19 protein-coding genes are annotated in these 21175 nt (G+C 64.0%); 5 read left to right on the top strand and 14 right to left on the bottom strand.

Going from position 1 to position 21175, the window contains the following annotated elements; genetic code table 11:
- The first annotated feature begins 24 nt into the window (after nucleotides 1–24).
- Nucleotides 25–1002 carry a class 1b ribonucleoside-diphosphate reductase subunit beta gene (nrdF, locus tag AC0IPL_RS18255; RefSeq protein WP_474276314.1) on the top strand — a complete coding sequence of 326 codons (978 nt, stop codon included), beginning with the start codon at nucleotides 25–27 and terminating at the stop codon, nucleotides 1000–1002.
- A 67-nt stretch (nucleotides 1003–1069) separates the two neighbouring features.
- On the opposite strand, the gene AC0IPL_RS18250 is transcribed toward nrdF, so the two are convergent.
- The 7 genes from AC0IPL_RS18250 to AC0IPL_RS18220 form a co-directional block, all read right to left on the bottom strand.
- Nucleotides 1070–2482, bottom strand: coding sequence for a M20 family metallopeptidase (locus AC0IPL_RS18250; protein ID WP_474276312.1), 1413 nt, complete (start codon nucleotides 2480–2482; stop codon nucleotides 1070–1072).
- Nucleotides 2479–4062: a gamma-glutamyltransferase gene (locus AC0IPL_RS18245; RefSeq protein WP_474276310.1), complete on the bottom strand. Its 1584-nt coding sequence runs from the start codon at nucleotides 4060–4062 to the stop codon at nucleotides 2479–2481. The genes AC0IPL_RS18250 and AC0IPL_RS18245 overlap by 4 nt, the downstream gene beginning before the upstream one ends.
- Nucleotides 4063–4074: 12 nt before the next feature.
- Nucleotides 4075–5049 carry an ABC transporter ATP-binding protein gene (locus tag AC0IPL_RS18240; protein ID WP_474276308.1) on the bottom strand — a complete coding sequence of 325 codons (975 nt, stop codon included), beginning with the start codon at nucleotides 5047–5049 and terminating at the stop codon, nucleotides 4075–4077.
- Nucleotides 5046–6053: an ABC transporter ATP-binding protein gene (locus tag AC0IPL_RS18235; RefSeq protein ID WP_474276306.1), complete on the bottom strand. Its 1008-nt coding sequence runs from the start codon at nucleotides 6051–6053 to the stop codon at nucleotides 5046–5048. The genes AC0IPL_RS18240 and AC0IPL_RS18235 overlap by 4 nt, the downstream gene beginning before the upstream one ends.
- Before the next feature lie 11 nt (nucleotides 6054–6064).
- Nucleotides 6065–6961 (bottom strand): ABC transporter permease, encoded by an 897-nt coding sequence (locus tag AC0IPL_RS18230; RefSeq protein WP_474276304.1) that lies wholly within the window; start codon nucleotides 6959–6961, stop codon nucleotides 6065–6067.
- A 1-nt stretch (nucleotide 6962) separates the two neighbouring features.
- Nucleotides 6963–7880, bottom strand: a complete 918-nt coding sequence (locus tag AC0IPL_RS18225; RefSeq protein ID WP_474276302.1) for an ABC transporter permease — start codon at nucleotides 7878–7880, stop codon at nucleotides 6963–6965.
- A gap of 100 nt (nucleotides 7881–7980) precedes the next feature.
- A complete protein-coding gene (locus tag AC0IPL_RS18220; RefSeq protein WP_474276450.1) occupies nucleotides 7981–9453 on the bottom strand; it encodes an ABC transporter substrate-binding protein in 1473 nt (490 codons plus the stop codon).
- 155 nt (nucleotides 9454–9608) lie between these two features.
- Here AC0IPL_RS18220 and AC0IPL_RS18215 point away from each other — a divergent pair, with 155 nt between their 5' ends.
- Nucleotides 9609–10433: an IclR family transcriptional regulator gene (locus AC0IPL_RS18215; protein WP_474276300.1), complete on the top strand. Its 825-nt coding sequence runs from the start codon at nucleotides 9609–9611 to the stop codon at nucleotides 10431–10433.
- A 31-nt stretch (nucleotides 10434–10464) separates the two neighbouring features.
- Here the strand turns inward: AC0IPL_RS18215 and AC0IPL_RS18210 are convergent, their stop codons facing one another.
- The 4 genes from AC0IPL_RS18210 to AC0IPL_RS18195 all read right to left on the bottom strand — a co-directional run bounded on the left by AC0IPL_RS18210 (nucleotide 10465) and on the right by AC0IPL_RS18195 (nucleotide 14325).
- A complete protein-coding gene (locus AC0IPL_RS18210; protein ID WP_474276298.1) occupies nucleotides 10465–11772 on the bottom strand; it encodes a TRAP transporter large permease in 1308 nt (435 codons plus the stop codon).
- Nucleotides 11769–12263 carry a TRAP transporter small permease gene (locus tag AC0IPL_RS18205; RefSeq protein WP_474276296.1) on the bottom strand — a complete coding sequence of 165 codons (495 nt, stop codon included), beginning with the start codon at nucleotides 12261–12263 and terminating at the stop codon, nucleotides 11769–11771. The genes AC0IPL_RS18210 and AC0IPL_RS18205 overlap by 4 nt, the downstream gene beginning before the upstream one ends.
- Nucleotides 12264–12345: 82 nt before the next feature.
- Nucleotides 12346–13341, bottom strand: coding sequence for a TRAP transporter substrate-binding protein (locus AC0IPL_RS18200; protein WP_474276294.1), 996 nt, complete (start codon nucleotides 13339–13341; stop codon nucleotides 12346–12348).
- 291 nt (nucleotides 13342–13632) lie between these two features.
- Nucleotides 13633–14325 (bottom strand): GntR family transcriptional regulator, encoded by a 693-nt coding sequence (locus AC0IPL_RS18195; RefSeq protein WP_474276292.1) that lies wholly within the window; start codon nucleotides 14323–14325, stop codon nucleotides 13633–13635.
- A 312-nt stretch (nucleotides 14326–14637) separates the two neighbouring features.
- Between AC0IPL_RS18195 and AC0IPL_RS18190 the strand changes: the two genes are divergently transcribed.
- Nucleotides 14638–15381, top strand: coding sequence for an SDR family NAD(P)-dependent oxidoreductase (locus tag AC0IPL_RS18190; RefSeq protein WP_474276290.1), 744 nt, complete (start codon nucleotides 14638–14640; stop codon nucleotides 15379–15381).
- A gap of 136 nt (nucleotides 15382–15517) precedes the next feature.
- Complete coding sequence (gene kduD / locus AC0IPL_RS18185; RefSeq protein WP_474276288.1) at nucleotides 15518–16258, top strand: 2-dehydro-3-deoxy-D-gluconate 5-dehydrogenase KduD; 741 nt, start codon at nucleotides 15518–15520, stop codon at nucleotides 16256–16258.
- Between the two features lie 93 nt (nucleotides 16259–16351).
- Here the strand turns inward: kduD and AC0IPL_RS18180 are convergent, their stop codons facing one another.
- From AC0IPL_RS18180 to AC0IPL_RS18170, 3 genes are all read right to left on the bottom strand, one after another.
- Nucleotides 16352–17896 carry a tripartite tricarboxylate transporter permease gene (locus AC0IPL_RS18180; protein ID WP_474276286.1) on the bottom strand — a complete coding sequence of 515 codons (1545 nt, stop codon included), beginning with the start codon at nucleotides 17894–17896 and terminating at the stop codon, nucleotides 16352–16354.
- Nucleotides 17896–18378, bottom strand: a complete 483-nt coding sequence (locus tag AC0IPL_RS18175) for a tripartite tricarboxylate transporter TctB family protein (RefSeq protein ID WP_474276283.1) — start codon at nucleotides 18376–18378, stop codon at nucleotides 17896–17898. The genes AC0IPL_RS18180 and AC0IPL_RS18175 overlap by 1 nt, the downstream gene beginning before the upstream one ends.
- 66 nt (nucleotides 18379–18444) lie before the next feature.
- Nucleotides 18445–19449: a Bug family tripartite tricarboxylate transporter substrate binding protein gene (locus AC0IPL_RS18170; RefSeq protein ID WP_474276281.1), complete on the bottom strand. Its 1005-nt coding sequence runs from the start codon at nucleotides 19447–19449 to the stop codon at nucleotides 18445–18447.
- A gap of 466 nt (nucleotides 19450–19915) precedes the next feature.
- On the opposite strand from AC0IPL_RS18170, the gene AC0IPL_RS18165 reads away from it, so the two are divergent.
- Nucleotides 19916–21175: ISNCY family transposase (locus AC0IPL_RS18165; RefSeq protein ID WP_474276448.1), on the top strand; the 1260-nt coding region annotated here is incomplete at its 3' end.

Here is a 21175-nt window from a genome sequence, read left to right as displayed (position 1 = left end):
CGGACTGACAGAGGATTTGACGAGATGAGAGACCTTCCCACCGCCCGTGCCGTGCCGCGCGCGATCAATTGGAACCGGTTGCAGGACGATAAGGATCTGGAGATCTGGAACCGGCTGACGGTGAACTTCTGGCTGCCGGAAAAGGTGCCGCTGTCCAATGACATCCAGAGCTGGTCGCAGCTGAAACCGGAGGAACAGCAGCTGACGATCCGGGTGTTCACCGGGCTAACCCTGCTGGACACGATCCAGAACACCGTCGGCGCACCAGCCTTGATGCCGGATGCCCAAACCCCGCATGAGGAGGCGGTGCTGACCAACATCGCCTTTATGGAGGCGGTGCATGCGCGCAGCTATTCCTCGGTGTTCTCAACCCTCTGCCAAACCGCAGAGGTGGACGAGGCGTTCCGCTGGTCGGAGGAAAACGAGCACCTGCAGGCCAAATCGCGGCTGATCCTGGATGAATATGACGCCGCCAGCCACCCGCTGAAGAAAAAGATCGCCAGCGTGTTTCTGGAGAGCTTTCTGTTCTATTCCGGTTTCTACCTGCCGATGCACTGGTCGAGCCGCGCCCGGCTGACCAACACCGCCGACCTGATCCGCCTGATCATCCGCGACGAGGCGGTGCATGGCTATTACATCGGCTACAAGTACCAGCGCGCGTTGGAACGGCTGGATGCCGGACAGCAGCAAGAGCTGAAGGACTTTGCCTTCTCGCTGCTTTTTGACCTTTACGACATCGAGGGGCGCTATACCGAGAGCCTCTATGACGGGTTGGGGCTGACCGAAGATGTGAAGCACTTCCTGCATTACAACGCCAACAAGGCGCTGCAAAACCTGGGCTATGAGGGGCTGTTTCCAGATGAGGTCTGCGCGGTGAACCCGGCGATCATGTCGGCGCTGTCGCCCAACGCCGATGAAAACCACGACTTTTTCTCCGGCTCTGGCTCGTCCTATGTGATCGGCAAGGCCGTCGCGACCGAGGACGAAGACTGGGACTTCTGAAGCGCGACGCCGCGGCCGTTTGATGGGCCGCGGCGTCGCTATGTTGTTGTGGACGGATCAGGCCCGCTCAGGCGTCGCGACTGCTGCCGTCGGGGGCTGCGGCGGCCAGATCCCAGAACAAGCCCGCCATGCAGCGCAGCGCGTCGTGGCAGACCGGCTTCAGCACATGCTCATTCGGGGCGTGCTGGGAACAGCCGCGGTAGGAATGCGGGATCCAGACCGTGGGCAGGCCCAGAATATCCGAGAAGCTGTCATTGGGCAGAGAGCCCGCAAGGTTCGGCAGGATATGCGGCGGCTTGCCCGCGGTTTCGGTCAGCGACGCGGCGGTGAAGGTCACCCAAGGGTCGGTTGGGTCCAGCCGGGTGGCGCGGAAGAAGCCACGGTCATGCGGGCGCAGTTTCACAGCCTCAAAGCCGTGGCGGTCCAGGTGGCGGCGTAGGGCGGGCAGGATGTCCTCGGGGTCGGTGCCCACCACGTAGCGCAGCTGGCAGGTGGCGCGGGCCGTGGGCGCGATGGCATTCACCGGCGCTTCGGGCACGCCGCTGGTCATCGCAAGCACCGCAAAGGCATTCCAGCCGAACACCCGTTCCGCCGGGGAAAGGCTCTCTTCGCCCCAGTCGGTGTCGATCTCGGGGCCGTCGCCGCCCTCCAGCGGCAACCCGTCAAGGGCTGCGCGCACGCTGTCGGTCAGGCTGTCGGGGCGCCATTCCGCAATCTGGATCTGGCCGCGGCGGTCGCAGATGGTGGCCAGCGCATGCGACAGGATGATCGCCGGATCGGCGAGCAACCCGCCCCAGTTGCCGGAATGATGCGCGCCCTCGCGCAGGTCCAGCTCCAGATCGAAGCTGACACCGCCGCGCGAGCCCATGAACATGGTCGGGGTGTCCGGCTGCAACCGCGGCCCGTCCGAGGCAATCAGAACGTCGGCCTTGAGGCGGCTCTTCTGTGCCTCGAAGAATTCCGCCAACCCGGCAGAGCCGGTCTCCTCGGACATCTCCACCACGATTTTCACGTTGAAGCCAAGGCGTCCGCGTTCGGCCAGAACCGCCTCCAGCGCGGCGATGTTGATGAGGTGCTGACCCTTGTTGTCGGCGGTGCCGCGGCCATAGAGCCGCTCACCTTCCTCGACCAGTTCAAACGGCGCAAGACCTTCGCGCCACTGCTCGGTCTGGGCGCGGATCACGTCGCCATGGCCATAGGTCAGGATGGTGGTCAGCGCCGGATCCTCGATCCGCTCGCCGAGCAGCAATGGCCCGCCCGACGGGTCGGGGTTGTCAAAGATCTCGCAGGTGAAACCCGAGGCCGCAAGCCGCGGCTGGATCACCTCCTGCAAGTAGCGCCGCAGTTCCGGCGCGGCGTCGGGGTTCTGGCTTTCGGTCGGGTAGGCGACCCAGGCGGCCAGATCGGACTGAAAACCGCCCTGTTTGAAATAGCGGCTGGCGCGTGCGATGGCGCCCTCGCGTCCGGGTTCGTGGCTCATGTGACCTCCGTCGGTTCAAGAATGGCATCGCCCCAGGGCGACATGATCTCGGTGCAGCCGCTGTTGCGCCCGTCCTGCCGCAGCACGCCCGCGGGGCAGGCGAAGGCATAGGGAAACACGGTGCGGCGGGTCGTGGTGACCGGGTGGCTGGCACGCAAGGCGGCCAGCACATCGGCGGACAGGCTGTCGTCGGCCACGACCATTTCGCCACCGGAGACATCGATGCGCGGATGGTGGAAGGCGGCCTCCGCATCCATGCCGAAATCGGCCACAAAGGACGACAGCTGCGTCATCGCCGAGACGATCTTGCGCCCGCCCGAGGCCCCTAAGGCAAAGCGTTTGCCACCCGCCTCGCCCAGCACCGGGCAGACGTTCATCAGGCAGCGCTTGCCCGGCGCCAAGGAGTTTGGCTTGCCCGGTTCCGGGTCGAACCACATGATACCGTTGTTCATCAGCAGACCGGTCTGCGGCGACACCACGCGGGAGCCGAAGATCGATAGCAGCGTCTGAGTCTGCGACACCATGTTGCCGTGCCGGTCGACCACCGAGAAATGGGTGGTGCAGCCCGGCTCATTGGCATCCTCGCCATCGTCGCCCATGCCCGCCAGCCGCTTGGCATAGGCTGATTTCAGCGCCGCGGCATAGGCGGCAAAGGCCTCGGCGCCGGGGTGGTCGCCGGGGGTGAAGGCGGCTTCGAGATGCGCCAGCGCATCGCGGAAGGTCGGCCCGGCGGTCAGCCCCGGCATCACGTCGAAGCGGGCCGCGCGGTAGCCGAAGGACAGGGGATCCAGCAGCTCGGCGTGGTAGGATTTGAGGTCTTCGAGCGACAGGAAACCGCCCTTGGATTGCACATCGGCGGCCATGGCGGCGGCGATGTCGCCCTCGTAGAAATCGCGCGGGCCTGCCTCGGCCAGATGGGCGAGGGTTGCCCCCATGCGGGACATGTCGATGCGCTTGTCGGACAGGCTGGTCCAGCCCGCAATGGTGGGCCATTGGCCGTCCTCCAGGAACAGCGCCGCGGCGTCGGCGTCCTGTGCCAGCGCGCGGGTGGCGGAGGCGATGATCAGCGCTGCGTACCAATCCACATGCAGACCTTCCTGCGCCAGCGCGACGGCGGGCTGCAGCAGGTCGTGCCATGGCATCCGGCCAAACCGGGCATGGGCCTTGCCGACACCATCGACCGTGCCGGGCACGGCGATGGCGGTTGCGCCCTGCACGTTGCGGTCCTCCACGACCTTTTCCCAGGGAAACAGATCGCCCGCCTTGCCCTCGCCGGACAGGGGATAATGCGAAACATCCAGCCCTTGCGGCGAACGCATTCCGTAGTTCAGCGCATAGGCGCGGCCCTCGTCGGCGCGCCACAGCATCGCGGCACCGCCGCCCGCCGGGCCGCTCATCCACGGCTCGACAACGCCGATGGCAAAGGAGACGGCCACCGCGGCATCCACCGCATCGCCGCCCGCCGCCAGCACTTCGGCGCCGATGCGCGCGGCGCGGCTGTGCTGGGCGGCAACCACGCCGTATTTGGTCTCGATCACGGTTTTGCGCGTGACCTGGGTTTCGGAAAGGCTTGGTATCATCGCTGTTCCCTCCTATGCCGCCGGAGCCTGGGCGCCGTAGAGGTGGCACTCGACCCGCCCATCCTCGGTCGGCACGGTCAGCGGCGCGGCCTGACTGCACTGGGGCATCGCCTTGGCGCAGCGCGGGTGAAAATGGCAGCCCTTGGGCGGATCAATCGGGTTCGGGTAGGCCGCCCCGAGCTGCGTGTCGGGCACGCCCATGCCGGGATCCGGCGTCAGCACCGATTGCAGCAGCGCGTCCGAGTAGGGATGGCGGCGGCGATCAAACAGACCTTCGACGCTGGCCTCCTCGACGATGCGGCCGAGGTACATCACCGCCACCCGGTTCGCCAGATGCTCCACCACTGCGAGGTTGTGGCTGATGAACAGGTAGGTGAGGCCAAATTCGCGCCGCAGCTCGCCCAGCAGGTTGAGGATCTGCGACTGCACGCTTACATCCAGCGCCGAGGTCGGCTCATCACAGATGACGATTTCGGGCTTCATTATGAGCGCCCGTGCGATCGCCACCCGTTGGCGCTGGCCGCCGGACATCTGGCTGGGGTAGGTGTTCATCACCCGTGCGGGCAGGCCGACAATGTCGAGGATCTCGCGCACCGCCTTTTCTTGGCTGGCGCTGTCGCCGACATTATGCACCCGCAGGGGCAGCGAGATGATGTCATAGATGCTTTTGCGCGGGTTGAGCGAGGAATAGGGATCCTGAAAGATCGGCTGGATGCGGCGCGCCAGTTCCGATCGGTTCTGCGCGCCGATCTCCTTGCCGTCGACCAGCACCTGGCCCTCGGTGGGTTGTTCCAACCCCAGAAGGATCTTGGCGAGGGTGGATTTGCCGCAGCCGGATTCACCGACCAGGCCCAGCACCTCGCCGCGGCCGATCCTGAGCGAGACATCATTGACCGCCTTCAGCGGCTTGGGGTTGGCGAACATGCCCTGTTTGACCTGATAGGTCTTGGTCACGTTGCGCAGTTCCAGAACGGGAGTATCACTCATGCGGGCACCTCTTGGGGGCTGGCGGCGCGGCCATCGGGATGCACACAGCGAAAGCTGTGGCGTTCGGCCTGCTGCTCGCGCAGGGGGATGGGTTGGCGGCAGGCGTCAACGGCATGGTCGCAGCGGGTGCGGAAGGGGCAGCCCGAGACCTCGCCCACCAGCGAGGGCACGATGCCGGGAATGGTGCCCAGCTCGGCGCCGCGTTCGGTCTTGCCCGGCACCGGGATGCAGCGCAGCAGGCCGCGGGTGTAGGGATGCGCGGGCGCCCCAAAGACATCCGCGGCGGGGCCGGTTTCCACCAGCTCGCCCGCATACATCACCGCCACCTTGTCGGCGACGCGGGCCACCACGCCCAGGTCATGGGTGATCAGGATCATCGCCATGCCCAGTTCCTTTTGCAGATCAACCAGCAGCCGCAGGATCTGCGCCTGAATGGTCACATCCAGCGCCGTTGTCGGCTCGTCTGCGATGATCAGCTCCGGCTCACACATCAGCGCCATGGCGATCATCACCCGCTGGCGCAGGCCGCCCGACAGTTGGTGCGGATATTGCGACAGGCGGCTTTCGGCGGCGGTGATGCCGACCTTCTCCAGCAGCTCCACCGCGCGGGCGCGGGCCTGTGCCTTGCCCACCTTCTTGTGCAGCAGCAGCGCCTCGGCCAGCTGGTCGCCGATTGTATAGGCCGGGTTGAGCGAGGTCATCGGCTCCTGAAAGATCATCGACATCCGCAAGCCGCGCAATTTGCGCATGCCGCGCTGGCTGGTCTTCATCAGGTCGATGCCGTCAAAATCCATCCGGTCGGCCCGGCGTGAGATCTTCTTGCCCAGCAGCCCCATCAGCGCCAGCGAGGTCAGCGATTTTCCGGAACCGCTTTCGCCGACGATGCACAGGGTTTCACCGCGATTGAGGTCAAAGTCGATGCCGCGCACCGCATGTAGGGTGCCGCCCCCGACGGGGATGTCCAGCGTCAGGTTGCGGACGGAGAGAATGGGTGTGTCTGTCATGCCTGGCCCCCTCAGTTACGGTTTTCAGGGGCGGTGACGTCGCGCAGACCGTCCCCCAGCAGGTTGATCGACAGCACCAGCGCAAACAGCACGAAGCCGGGGATCAGCACCAGCCAGGGCTCGAACAGCATCATCTGCTTGCCCTCGGACACCATCAGCCCCCAGGAGGGCGTCGGCGGTTGCACGCCAAGGCCCAGGAACGACAACGCCGCCTCCAGCAGCACGGCGTGCGCCATCTCCAGCGTGATCACGACGATCAGGTTGTTGACGATGTTCGGCATGATTTCCGACATCACGATGCGGGTGTTGGAACAGCCGATGGCGCGGGCCGCGGCGACATACTCGCGCCCGCGCACTTGCAGCGTGGAAGAGCGCATCACCACGGCGAAACGGTCCCACAGCAGCAGGCCCAGCACGGTGATCACCACTGTCAGCGAGCCGCCGAAGATGGCAACCACCGCCAGCGCGACCAGCACAACGGGCATCGCCAGACGCACGTTGATGAGGAAGGTCACCACCGCATCGACACGGCCACCGAAATAGCCCGCGGCGACGCCCATGGCGGTGCCGATCAGGCCGGAAATCAGCGCCGCAACGAGGCCGATCAGCAGCGACACGCGGGCGCCGTAGATCAGCCGCGACAGGTAATCGCGGCCCAGGTGGTCGGTGCCCAAGGGGTGCTCCCAGCTGCCGCCGAGGAACACCGGCGGCTCCATCCGGGCCAGCAGGCTTTGGGCATAGGGGTCATGCGGCGCGATCAGCGGCGCAAAGACGGCGACAATCACCAGAAGGCCCAGCACGATGCTGCCGATCAGCAGCCCTTGATGGCCAAAGATGCGCTTGCGCAGCTGCTGGCCCGGTGTCGGTCCGGTGATCTCCTGAAGAAGTGGATCTGCGGTCTGGGTCATGTCATCCGGCCCTCATGCGCGGGTCCAGCCAGGCGTTCAGAACGTCGGCAAGGAAGGTGAAGACGATGTAGAACATCGAGAAAACAAGGATCAGCGCCTGCACCGTGGGCAGGTCGTTGCGGCTGATGGATTCCCAGGCCAGATAGCCCGCGCCGTGCAGCGCAAAGATCGATTCAACCACGATCGAGCCACCCAGCATGAAGCCCATCTGCACCGCCGCCAGCGACACCACCGGGATGATGGCGTTGCGCAGCGCGTGTTTGAACATCACCAGCCCCTCCGGCGCGCCCTTGGCGCGGGCGGTGCGGATGTAATCCGACGACAGCACCTCCAACATGCCCGCACGGGTCAGCCGCATGATCGCGGGCATCGCGTAATAGCCCAGCACGATGGTCGGCATCACGAAATGCAGCGGCGTCGCGGTGCCAGAGGGCGGCAGCCAGCCCAGCTGGATCGAGAAGACCACGATCAGGATCAGGCCGAACCAGAAGCTCGGCATCGCCTGACCGGCCACCGACAGGAACAGCGCAACGCGGTCCAGCAGCGAATTGGGCCGGATCGCCGCAGCAACCCCCAGCGGCACCGCGGTCAGCAGCGCAAAGGAAATGCCGCAGACGCCCAGGGTCATGGTGATCGACAGGCGTTCAGCGATCAGCCCGGCTACCGGCAGTTTGAAATAGTAGCTTTCGCCGAAATCGCCGATGAGGGCGCTGGACAGCCAGGCCCAGTATTGCGCCAGCATCGGCCGGTCAAAACCGTAGATCCGCCGGATGGCCTCGATGTCCTGGTCGCTGGCATGCTCCCCGGCGATGGCCGCGGCGGGGTCGCCGGACAGGAACAGCAGGCTGAAGGAAATCAGCGAGACGGTGAAGGCGACAAGGATCGCCAGCCCGGCCCGCTTCAGGATGAAACGCAGCAAGGGATACCTCTTTTGCTGGGTATTGCAGGGACGGCCGCCACGGCGGCACATGCGGCAGCGGAGCGTGCCCCGCCGCCGCGCTGTTCAGCTTCGGTTCAGCTTACTTCCAGTCCATGTCGGTGAAGCGCAGGACCTCGTCCGGGGTCGGGGTATAGGTGACCTCGGGGGTGAACACGTAGTTGGTGTTGTAGGAGAACATCGGCACCCAATAGGCCTCATCCGCGATTTTCTTCAGCGCCTTGGAGTAGTTTTCCTGGCGCACCGCGGGATCGGTCGCGCTGTCGGCGGCATCCAGCCAGCCCGCCACTTCCTCGTCGCGGGCATCATCCAGCGAGCCGAGCTTGAAGAACTGGCTGGTGATCGCGGAGGTGTCGTTGATCGAGTAGGAGCCCCAGGTCTGGAAAGACACTGGCGAGCCGCTCTTCATGCGCAATTCGCGCAGGGCGGAATATTGCAGCATCTTGAAGTCGGTCTCGATGCCGACCGCATTCAGGAAGCTGGAGATCGCCTCGGCATATTCGCGGTCGCGGTAGGCGTAGAACTCAGTCTTGAACCCATCCGGATAGCCCGCCTCAGCCAGCAGCGCCTTGGCCTTCTCGACGTCGTAGTCATAGCTGGCCACGTCCTGGTCGCAGCCGAACTGGCTGGGGAAACAGGCGGTGGAAATCACCTGGCTCTTGCCTTTCAGCAGCGCGCTCACCAGCGCCTCGCGGTCGATGGCATGGGCCACCGCGCGGCGCACGCGCACGTCGGTGAAAGGGCTGTCCTCGCCGGTGCGACCGGCGGCGTCCAGCGTCAGATAACCGATCCGCATGGTGCTTTCATTGGCGACGGTGAACTTGCCCATCTGGTCCAGCTTTTCCGCCAAATCGGCGGGCACCTGCCAGATCAGGTCGAGCGAGCCGCTGAACAGCTCTGCCATCTGGGTGTTGACGTCCGGGATGGTGCGGATGTCGACGGTGCCGATGGAGGGCTGGCCCTTGGGGCTGTCGTGGTAGCCGTCGTATTTCTCCAGCACGAAATGCCGCCCCGGCTCCACCGAGGTCACCTTGTAGGGGCCGGTGCCGACGGGCTTCAGGCCCATGCCGGAGGGGCCGGCCTCCGCGTAATATTCGTTGGGGTACATCGACACCGGGCCGGACAGGAATTCGATTGCGGCAGGGAAGGGCGCCTTCAGGTGGATGCGGACGGTGTACGGGTCGATCTTCTCGGCGGATTTCATCCAGTTCACGTTGCGCTGGGTCTTCACGCCGTTGGCCTCGTTGGCGACGAAGTTGACGGTATAGACCACGTCGTCGGCATCAAAAGGTTCACCGTTGTGAAAGGTGACGCCCTCGCGCAGCTTCAGCTCCAGCGTCACGTCGTCGATCCACTGCCAGGAGGTGGCAAGGTTGCCCTTGTATTCATTGGTGTCCGGGTCGCGGTAGATCAGCCCGTCCCACACGGCGCGTTGCAGCACCACACCCTCGCGCGAGGAGTTGAAGTAGCTGTCGACGTTTTCCAGCTCCTTGGTGAAGGCGACATTCAGCACGTCGTCGGATTTGCCGGCCTGCGCGCCGGCGGCGGCGGTCATCGCAAGGGCGGCGGGGATCAGGATGCGTTTCATGGTCTCTCCGTGTTGGCTTCAAATCTCCTCCGGCCGGGCCGGGCGCGGAGACAGGATTGCAAAGTATATTATTATATGATACATGGTATCGTTATAGGGACCATAAAAGGGCATGGGTTTCCATGGCGTCAAGCAGGAAAATCACCGGCGAGCCGGGCAGCAGCCCCACCGCCCCGCGTCGCAAGCAGGACACGCTGTACGTGTCCTCACTGGCCAAAGGTCTGAAATTGCTTCGTGTTTTCAGCCGCACCAACACGCATTTGTCGCTGACGGACATGGTCAAACTCAGCGGTATGGACAAAAGCGCGGTGCAGCGGTTGGCCAATACACTTATGGTTGAAGGCTTCTTGCACCGGGATCCGGACACCAAACGCTTTCGCCCCACCCACGCCTGGCTGGGCTTGGCCTATGCCTATTACTGGTCTGATTCGCTGGTGGCCATGGCGATGCCCAAGCTGATCGAACTGTCGCAGCGGCTGGGCGAGACGGTGAACATGGCAGAGCTGTCGGACACCAGCATCGTCTATGTCGCCCGGCTGCCCTGCCAGCGCACCAACTACGAGGCGACGCTGATCGGCCGCCACCTGCCGGCGCTGTCGGCCTCGCCGGGGCAGGCGATCCTGTCGACCTGGGCCGAAGCCGACTGGCGCGCCGCGGTGGAAACCTGGCCGTTGCGGCAGATGACGGCCCGCACCACCATGGACCGCACGGAACTGGCCGCTCAGGTGGCCCGCACCGCGGAGCGGGGCTTCAGCATGACGCAGGATCAGATGATCCTCAACGAAATCGGGATTTCGGCGCCGATCCTTGGTGCCGACGGGCTGGCGCATGGCGCGGTGCAATGCTCGGTTTCGGCCTTCCACTGGACGCCGGAGCGCGTCGAGGCGGAGCTGGTGCCCTATCTCTTGGACACCGCCAATTCCATCGCCCCGGCCGGGCGGGTCTGACGCCGCGCGGTTCTGGCGTCCCGCCTCAAGCTCACAGCGCGCCGGGCATCAGGAGCCGCGGCAGCCACAGCGCGATGTCCGGCAGCAGAATGATCAGCAACAGGATGATCAGCATCGGGATCAGGATGATGACAACATCGCGCAGCACCTTGACCACATTGGTCCCGCCGATGGCGGCGGAGATCAGCAGGCACAGCCCATAGGGCGGTGTGACAAGGCCAAAGGCGAGCGAAATGATCCCGATGATCGCAAAGGCCACCGGATGGATCCCGGCCGTTGCCGCCACCGGCATCAACACCGTGCCGAGGATGATGATGGTGGGAATTGCATCGATGAACAGGCCAAACAGCAGGAACAGCAGCGCAATCAACAAGCCGGTTTCGAACGGCCCCGCCTCCATCACCGTCAGCCAGCCGACGACCAGGCTGGGCACCTTGTAGAACGCCAGCAGCCAGCCAAAGGCGGTGGCCGTGCCGATGGCGAACAGCGAAATCGAGGCAAATCGCCCGGTGTCGTAGAAGATCTCTCCCAATTGGCGGACCGTCACGGTGCGATAGACAAACAGGCTGAGACCCATCGAATAGAAGGCCGCGATAATGGCGCTTTCAGTTGGGGTCACGATGCCGCCGATGATCCCGCCGACCACGAACACCGGCGTCAGCAGCGCCAGCGACGCGCCCCGCAGCGCCCGCCAGAAGCTGGCCGGCGTGGGCCTGTCGCTGATCGGATAGCCGTAGATCTTTGCGTAGGCATAGACCGTGCACAGCAGCGCCGCGCCGATCATCAGACCCGGAATGGCCCCGGCCAGAAACAGCGCGCCGACAGAGATCTGCATGACCCCACCCCAGACAACCATCAGGATGCTGGGCGGAATGATGACGCCCATCACTGACGAACAGGCGGTGATCGCCACCGCAAAGCGCAGATCGAAGCCCTCGCGCTTCATCGCCGGGATCAGGATCTTGCCACAGCCGGCGGCATCGGCCGTGGACGATCCCGAAATCCCCGCAAACAGCATCGACACCATCACATTGACATGCCCCAGCCCGCCCGGCAGCCATCCGGTCAAAACCCGGGCCAGGTCGATCAGCCGGTCGGTGATCTTGCCGGAGTTCATCAGGTTCGCGGCCAGCAAGAAGAACGGAACCGCCAGCAAGATGAAGGAGTTGTAGGATTGGAACATCCGGTCGATCAGGATAAAGGGAGTCAGCCGCAAGTCCATGAACACCACGGGTACGGTTGCCAGCCCCAGCGCAAAGGCAACGGGCACCCGCAGCGCCACAAGCAACAGAAAGCCGCCGACAAGCAGCCCGCAGGCCAGTCCGGTTGAAACAATCATGGGGCAGGGGTCCTTGTCGCGCGAAAGGCGGCAATCGCCTCGGCCAGTCGATAGGTTGCAAAGGCCACCCAGGTAACGCCCGCAATGGGCACAGAGGCATGGGTGATCGCCATGTTGGCGTTCATCATCACGGAATGCTGAAGCGCGCCAAAGGCGGTGTATTCGATGCCGTACCAGGCAAAGATCGCGCCAAAGAAAATCAGCAACCCGTGGACAAGGCCAGTCTGAAGCAGCGCCAACAGGGGCGTCCTTGCGTCAGGAATGACCAGCACCGCGAAATGCGTGCCGTCCCAGACCGCGATCATTGAGCCGATCATCACGATCCACACAAAGATGAACGTCGCCAGCTCCTCGGTCCAGAGATAGACGGGGATGAGGCCGGTGTAACGCGCAAGAACCTGCGCCGCGACCGGGATCGCCAGGGCCATCGTGAGGATCGCGATGATCCCGCGCAGAGCCCGGCAATACCCTGCGAGTATTCTGCCGATCATGTGTATTGCCTTTTTTGCCCGTTACGGCGGTCGAAGAGGAGAGCGATGGTGCCAACGCGTGTCATTGCCACCACCGACAGGCTTACTTCTCGCGGATTGCCGTCAACAGGTCACTCGCGCCAAGCTCCGCGGCATAGGCATCCTGAACCGGGACCACACGCTCCAGCATCGTATCGCGACCCGCGAACTCGGTGACCGTGATCTGCCCCGCGTCCAGCATCTGCTGGAGCTTCTCGCCGTCCTCGCGGCTTTCCAGCTCGCGGCCAAAGGCACCGGCGCGCGCACCCGCTTCCAGCACCACCTGCTGCAACGCCTCGGGCAGTTTGCGGAAGGTCTTGCCGCTCATCACGATGGGGCGCACGGTGATCGTGTGCTTGGTCAGGGTCACGTTGGGGGCGACCTCATAGAACTTCAGATTCTGCACCGAGGCAGCTTCGTTCTCGAACCCGGCGATCACGCCGGTCTGGATGGCGTTATACACCTCGTTGTAGGCGATGGCGGAGGGTGCTGCCCCCAGCGCAGAAAAGATCTTGGCCTGAATCGGCGCACCCATCACCCGCATCTTGTGGCCTGCCAGCTCATCGAAATTGGAAATCGCACCGTCAGAGACGAGGTTGCGCGTGCCGCCGCCGGCATAGCCGACAACCTTGATGTCGGCTTTCGCGTACAGCTCATCCTCCAGCGGTTGCAGCACGTCCGAGGACAGAACCGCGTTCCAATGCTCCAGGTCACGGAACAGGAACGGCATGTCCATCAACGGGATGGACGGGGCAAAAACGGCCATATTGGCCGGGGCCATCACCGCGTAATCAATGGCGACTCCCTGTTGCAGGAAGGTCACGAAATCGCTTTCGTCCCCCAACTCCCCGTTAAGATGCATCTCAAAGGCAATCTCACCGTCAAACGACTCGCTCACCTGTTTTTCGAACGCGCGCAGCGTCTTGGTATAGGCATGATCCTCGTCGAACATGCTGGCCCCACGCAGGACGATCTCCGCGGATGCGGTTGTCGCGACAAGGGCGCCGACGGTGGCGGCCAGCCCAAGGGCCTTTGCCAGTTTGGTCTTATTGCGGTTCATTGGTGTCCTCCCATTGGAACGCAGATGTTGGTGTACTGGACGTCGTCTCCCTCCTGAGCCGACGCCCGACCAAATCATGTGTTTGGCTTCTGCGGGGTGCCCCATGGTCTGCTGCGACGGCTGAGGGCCGCACCAGCAGGGCGCTGCGTTCTGTATGTAAAAGACTAGTATGCTAGTCGGCGTTGAGTCAAATGCAAATTGCGCCCACGCGGCGCGGGCGGCTTGCGCCCGCCTGCGCGGCGGGGCGACTTGCGGCGGGTCTCAGGGATGATCGGTGGCGTCTGAGGGTGCTCAGGCGTCGTCCGGATCGAAATATGCGGCGTTGTTTTCGCGGATGGCTTCGATCGTGGCATCCAGCCGCCGCAGGTGGCGCATGCCCACGGCCACGGCCTCCTCGGGCTGATGCGCAATCACGTGCCGGGCGATCGCGTCATGATCCTCGATCAGCTCCGGCATCCGGTGCTCCTTTGACAGGCCCAGCATGCACAGCCGATCCACCTTGGATTTCTCCAGCTGGATCACCTCAAAGGCGTACTCCGTCCCGGCAATCTCACACAGGGTCTTGTGAAAGGCGTAATCCAGCGCGCCAAACGCACCATAGTCCATGGTCGTCAGCAGCTCTTTCTGCGCGCGTATCTCCGCGTGCAATGCCTCGGCCCCGGCCGCGTCGCACCGGTCCGCCGCGCGGCGCAGCACTTCGGCTTCGACGGCCGCCCGCACAAACCGGGCTTTCTCGATCATGCGGCAGGAAAAGCGTTTAACCTCCGTCGCCTTTTGCGGGCGGATCAGCAGCAGGTCCATGTTGGCCAGGCGGGTAAAGGCGTCGCGCACCGGCTGGCGAGAGACCCCAAACCGCGCGGCGATCTCGGCTTCGGAAATCTTGGTTCCCGGCAGCAGGCGCAACGATACGATCTCATCGTACAGCTCGCCGGTGATGATATCGACGCTGGTGCGCCGGTCCCAAGTATTTCTCAAGTCTGCCATCTCTGTCTCCCGATCCCCTTCTCATATCCACTGGGGCTGGTGAAATCCAGCCATCTGGCACCGCGCGCCATGGCGGTCGCAGGGGATGCCGACAGGATACTGCGGCACAGTCTCCGATCGTGTTTACAAAATCTGACTAGTATCCTAGTCTGGTAAAAGCTATTGCTAAGTGACCCAAAGCGCAAGGTGCAGGCGGCAACGTCAAGCGCCATGCCCGCAGTTTTCCATGGCCAGATCCGGGGCGGTCCCAACGTGGACAATGCTCGCCCCGGTGCTCCCTGGCTGTTTCAAGATCCAAGAAAGGACACCCACATGAACCTGAAAAACAAAACCGCCATCGTGACTGGCGGCGGTCGTGACATCGGCCGCGCCTGCGCGCTGCGTCTTGCCCAGGAAGGCGCAAATGTCGCCATCAGCTACCATGCCAGCGCGGCGGGCGCCCAGGAAACGGTGGCCGAGATCGAGACGGCGGGCGGCAAGGCGCTTGCAGTTCAGGCCGACCTCAGCACCGTCGAGGGGGTCGATTCCTTTGTCGCGGCAACCGTCGAGGCCTTCGGCACGGTGGATGTTCTGGTCAACAACGCCGGCGGTCTGATTGCCCGCAAACCGTTCCGGGACATGCCGCTGGCACATTGGCAGGCGGTGATGGATCTGAACCTGACCAGCACCGTGATGATGACCCAGGCGGTCCTGAAGCACATGACCAGCGGCGCGATCATCAACATGGCCAGCCAGGCGGGCCGGGACGGCGGCGGCCCCGGCGCGGTGGCCTACGCGACCTCGAAAGGTGCGTTGATGACGCTGACACGCGGTCTGGCCAAGGAACTTGGCCCGGACATCCGCGTGAACGGCCTGTGCCCGGGCATGATCGACACCGACTTCCACAACATTTTCACCAAACCGGAGGTGCGCAAAAACGTCGAGACCGCAACCCCGCTCAAGCGGCAGGGATCTTCGATGGACGTGGCGAACATGGTGGCCTTCCTCGCCACCAACGAAGCCGCGTTTGTCACCGGTGCGAATCTCGACATCAACGGCGGGATGCTGTTCAGCTGACCCGCCAGTCCCCGGCCCGCCAGGCTCTCCTTCTGGCGCCGGGGGCCACCTGCCTGCCTGCCAGCCGCAGGCGCAAGGCGCCCTAGCAGCCATGCAACGGCATGCAAACACATGTCACACAGAGGAAACCCAATAGATGGATCCATTTTCGCTGTCCGGCCAACGGGCGCTGGTGACGGGGGCCAACACCGGAATCGGGCAGGCAATTGCCAGCGCCCTTGCGGCTCAAGGCGCGCAGGTGACCTGCGCCGGACGCCGCAGCTGTGGCGAAACGGTCGCCCGGATTGAAACCGCAGGCGGCGCGGCGGAGGAGTTGCGGCTCGATCTGTCCGACCCGATGGCGGCGGACGGGATCTTTGCCGGGGCGAATTACACGATCCTCGTCAACAACGCCGGGATCATCCGCCGCGCCGACAGCGTGGCCTTCACGGAGCCCGACTGGGATGACGTGATGGACGTGAACCTCAAGGCGCTGTTCTTCACCTGCCGCGCCTTCGCAGCGGAGCTGATGGCCCGCGGCCAGGGCGGCAGCATCGTCAATATCGCATCGCTGCTGTCGTTTCAGGGTGGCATCCGGGTTCCGTCATATACGGCCGCCAAACATGGCGTTGCGGGGCTGACCAAGGTGCTGTGCAACGAATGGGCCAGCCATGGCATCACCGTGAACGCAATCGCGCCGGGCTACATCGAGACCAACAACACCAAGTCCCTGCGCGACGACGCGACCCGCGCCCAAGCCATCCTCGACCGGATCCCAGCCGGACGCTGGGGCCGCCCCGAGGACATCGGCGGGACAGCGGCTTATTTGTGCTCTGACGCCGCGCGCTACGTCAACGGGACCATCCTGAACGTCGACGGCGGCTGGATGGCGCGGTAAAGACCGCCCCGGCTCCGCCCACCAAAAAAACGCACCCGGCAGCCCTGGCTTGGGCCGCCGGGGGTTTCTTTGTCATGGCCCATGGCCCACGGCTCACGGCTCATGGCGCGCGGGCTGCGGGTCAACGGCGGGCCCGGCCGGGCTGCCGCGGCGACCGCGAACCGCCTTCACGATGGAGACAATCCAGATCAGCAACACGCAGACCCCCAGCGTGGCGGCGATGGGCCGCTCGAAAAAGGCCAGAAGATTGCCGTCCGACTTGATCATTGACGTCATGAACATGCGCTCGAACATCGGCCCCAGCACCAACCCCAGGATGATCGGCGCCACCGGCACGCCGTTTTCTTCCAGGATCCAGCCGACAATCCCCATGCCCAGCATGATGACGATGCCGAAGACGGAATTGGTCATCGCAAACGCGCCAACGATGCACAGGCTCATGACGATGGGCAGCAACACCTGCGCGGGCAGGCGCAGCGCCTGTTTCGCCAGCTTCACCGCACCCCAGCCCAGCGGCACCATCAGCAGGGTGGTCAGCACGAAGATGATGAACACCGCGTAGATCAGCTGCGGATTTTGCAGAAACACGGTCGGGCCGGGGTTCATGCCCTTCATGTACAACACGCCGATCACGATGGCGGTGACGCTGTCGCCGGGAATGCCAAAGACCAGCGCCGGGATCCACGAGCCACCGATGGCGGCATTGTTGCCCGCCGAGGCGTCGACCAGCCCCTCGACATTGCCGGTGCCGTATTTCTCCGGCGTCTTTGAGAACCGCTTGGACACCGCATAGGCCATCCACGCCGCAATGTCCGCACCCGCCCCCGGCAGCGCCCCGATCAGAACCCCCATCAAGGAGCCCCGCGCCACGTTCACAGGATAGCGGCGGATGATGGCGCCCACGCCCTTGAACAAAGGGCCCGGGTTCACGGGCACACGGGCCTTGGGGCTGTCGCCATGCAGGCGGATTACGCCGCGCATCACCTCGGCCAGGGCAAACAGCCCGATCATCGCCGGGATGAACTCGACCCCCGCCAGCAGGTCCGTCACGCCAAAGGTAAACCGCGGCACGCCGGTGGTCGGATCCAGCCCGACCGTGGCAAGGCTCAGCCCCAGCAGCAGGCCGATGGCCGCCTTCAACGGATCACCGGATGCCACAAAAATCGCACAGGACAGGCCCAGGGCGGCCAGCCAGAAATATTCGTAAGAGGTGAACCGCAGGGCAAACTCCGCCAGCATCGGTGCGGCGACAACCAGCACCGCGATGCCGATCAGTCCCCCGATGCAGGACACCAGCAGGTTGGTCCCCAGCGCCTCTGCCATGCGGCCAGCCATCGTCAGACGATGGCTGTCTTCCACATAGGCCGCCGAGGCGGGCGTGCCCGGAATGCGCAGCAGCGCACCGGGAATATCGCCAGCAAAGATCGCCATGCTGCTGGCCGAAACAATTGCCGCCAGCGCCGGGATCGGGTCCATAAAGAAGGTCAAGGGCACCAGCAGCGCCGTTGCCATGGTCGCTGTCAGACCGGGCATCGCGCCCACGAACATGCCAAACGCCCCGGCCAGCACGGCCGTCAGCAACACCTCCGGCGACAGCACCATCATCAGCGCCTGTGACAGAACATCAAAACCCGGCATCACAGGATCCCCTCCAGCACGCCGCGCGGCAGCGGCACGCGCAACAGGACAACAAACAGCCACCAGCAGCCGAGGCTGGTCGCCACCGCGATGCACAGCGCCCGCAGCACGGGCAGCCGCAGGATCACCAACACCCCGGTCAATCCGACCACCGAAACCGGCAGAAAGCCCAGCGTCGGCGCCAGCCAGATCTGCGCCAGCACATTGCCCAGCACCGCCACAAGCGCAGCCGCGCCCCCCATCTTCAGATCAGGCACAAGGTCAACGATCGGCGCGCCCGGGCCCGTGGACAACCGCCGCAGGCGCAGGTCGCGCAGGGCCAGCAGGCAGCCAGCCGCGATGAAACCAGCGCCCAGCAGGGAGGGCAGCAGCGCCGCGCCATAAGGTTGGTTTGCAAATGTCGGAAACTGCGATGACAGCCACAGCATCGCACTGCCAAACAAGACGAAAAAGCCGCCCAGAAGGGCGTCGGTGACTTTCATGATGTCCCCCCATCAGTCAAAGAGGCGACCGCACCCGCAGGCCCGGTCGCGCGCCATTGGGCGAAATCAGGCAGGCTGTTGGATCAGACCTGCGGCAGCCATGGTGTCTCCCATCTGCTTGTCCGCTTCTGCCATCATCTGTGCATGGGCGGCGGCGTCAAGATAGGTGATGTTGAAACCGCGCCCGTTCATGAACGCGACAAATTCAGGATCAACGGCAATGTCGGCCAAGGCGGCGGCGACGGCCTCGGCGGCCTCCTCAGGCATGTCCTTGGGGCCGCAGATCCCGCGCCAGGTCGCCAGGGCAAAATCCGCCGCTCCGGTTTCGATCAGCGTCGGCACGTCCGGGTGGCTGTTCGCGCGCTCGGACCCCATCAGGGCCAGGTTGACCGCCCGGCCCGCATCGACCATTGCCTTGGTCTCGCCCAGCGAGACGGTCACGATATCAATGCCGCCCGCAATCAGATCCTGCATCGCCGGGGCCGACCCTTCAGAGGGCACCCAGGTCACGTGGTTGCCCTCAAGCCCGAGCGACTGCAACCAACCGACCAGCGCAAGATGCCAGATGCCGCCTTGCGAGGTGCCGGAGGCTTTGAAGGTGCCGGGCTCCGAGTTCACCACCGCCTCGGTCAGGCTTGCAATGTCCTGATAGTCACTGTTCGCGGATACGGTGATCGCGGGGCTGTCGGCATTCATTAGCCCCAGCGGTGTGTAATCTTCATGCGTCAGCTTGGTCAGACCCAGATGGTGCATCATCGCGATTTCAACCGTGACCACGCCCAGCGTGTAGCCGTCGGCGGCGGCGGTGGCGATGGCCGAATGGCCGATGACCCCGGCGCCCCCGGTGCGGTTCACCACGTTGAACGGCTGGCCAAGCCGCCGCTCCAACAGCGCCGAGATCATCCGCCCGGTGGCATCCGTGCCGCCGCCCGCGCCCCAGGGCACCAGCATGGTAACCGGGCGCGTCGGATAGCCCGCTGCCAAGGCCGGGCCCGCCATAAGCGCCAGTGCCGAAACCGATGCGGCCCCTTTCAGAAAGCCGCGGCGCGACCTGTCGAACGAATTTGTCATGGTGTCCTCCCAAATGAACAAATGCCCGGTGCGGGCTGTGTGGCCCGATCGATCAGACGAATCCTCCCGATCCGGCAGTAAATTTCCGCTGCGCGCCAGTCCTCCCTGGCGGCGCAACTCTCTGCGCCGGTGCCAGCCACACTGGCTCCACCCGCTGCATTTGTCCAAATTAGTCACATGGACGCCCGATGTGTCAAGACTAGTATCCTAGTTTGGCCAAAACCCGGCCCAAACACGTTTGCCGACGCTGGAAAATCGCCACGAGGTGGGGATGCTGCCGGAATCGCGCCGGGTGTCGCCCGGCCGCCGCCTGCCCCTCGCAGTACGCCGACCTGCGAGACCGCATATGATATTTACCATAACCCTGATTCCACGCACTAGGAGTGTACGCGCAAAGCAGTAATGTCACCCATTGGCAAAGCAGAAGTGTCACTCTCCTTGCATAAAGCAGCGAGGGCGAGCGGAGATGGAATGGGTGATTATGAGCGAGCGCGAGCTGAATCGCGTGGAGGTTCTGGCGCAGGTCGACGATGGCCGGCTGACGGTTGCGAATGGAGCGAACATGCTGGGGCTGACGCGCCGCCAGGTGTTCCGGCTGCTGAAGCGGTACCGGACCGAAGGCGCCGCAGCGATCCGGCACAAGGCGCGCGGCAAGCCTCCGAACAACCGCATCCATAGTGCCAAGCGCGATTATGCGCTGACGGTGATCAAAGACAGCTACACAGACTTTGGCCCGACATTGGCCGCTGAGATGCTGGCCGAACATCACGGACTCAAAGTGTCGCGCGAGACGGTTCGCAAGTGGATGCAGGAAGACGGCATTTGGCTCTCGCGCAAACAACGCCGGACATTTCACCAGCCGCGTTTGCGTCGGGAATGCTTCGGCGAGCTGATCCAGATTGACGGGTCAGACCACCGCTGGTTCGAGGATCGGGGTGATCCCTGCACCCTGCTCGTCTTCAACGACGACGCCACCAGCACGCTGATGGAGCTGCGTTTTGTGACGTCTGAGAGCACGTTCAGTTACTTCGAGGCCTTGGAAAGTTATCTGTTGAAGCATGGTCGCCCGGTCGCGTTCTACAGCGACAAGCTCACTGTGTTCCGGGTGGCTAAAACCGATGCCAGGAACGGCGCAGGCATGACCCAGTTCGGGCGCGCGCTGAATGAACTGAACATCGAGATCCTGTGCGCCAACAATTCTCAGGCCAAAGGCCGTGTTGAGCGAGCTAACCGGACGCTTCAGGACCGGCTTGTCAAAGAGCTGAGGCTGGCAGGGATTTCCGACATGGATGGCGGAAACGCCTGTCTTGAAGGCTTCAAGAACCGCTTTAAAGCCAAGTTTGCGAAGGCCCCGGCCAAACCGGACAACCTGCACCGGGCGTTGAATGTGGAGCTGGACCGGCTGGCGGAAGTTCTGTGCTGGCGCGAGAACCGCTATGTCGGCAAGCAGCTGACATTTTCCTATGACCGCAAGCGGATCATGCTGGAAGAGACCGCGCTGTCACGCGCCCTTATCGGCAAATACGTTGATACCTATGCCTTTGCAGATGGGGGCTTCGAGGTGCGCTGGAAGGGCCAGGCCCTGCCCTGCAGGATCTTTGATATGGACCAGCGTGTCACCCATGCGGCCGTCACCGAGAACAAGCGGCTCAGCGCGGTCCTTGCCTATGTCAAAGAGATGCAGGAGAAGGCGCCACCAAAACCCAAGGTGCGGACCAACTCCGAG

Source organism: Leisingera sp. SA32 (genome assembly GCF_056033425.1).
This window is presented reverse-complemented; position numbering and strand designations above follow the sequence as displayed.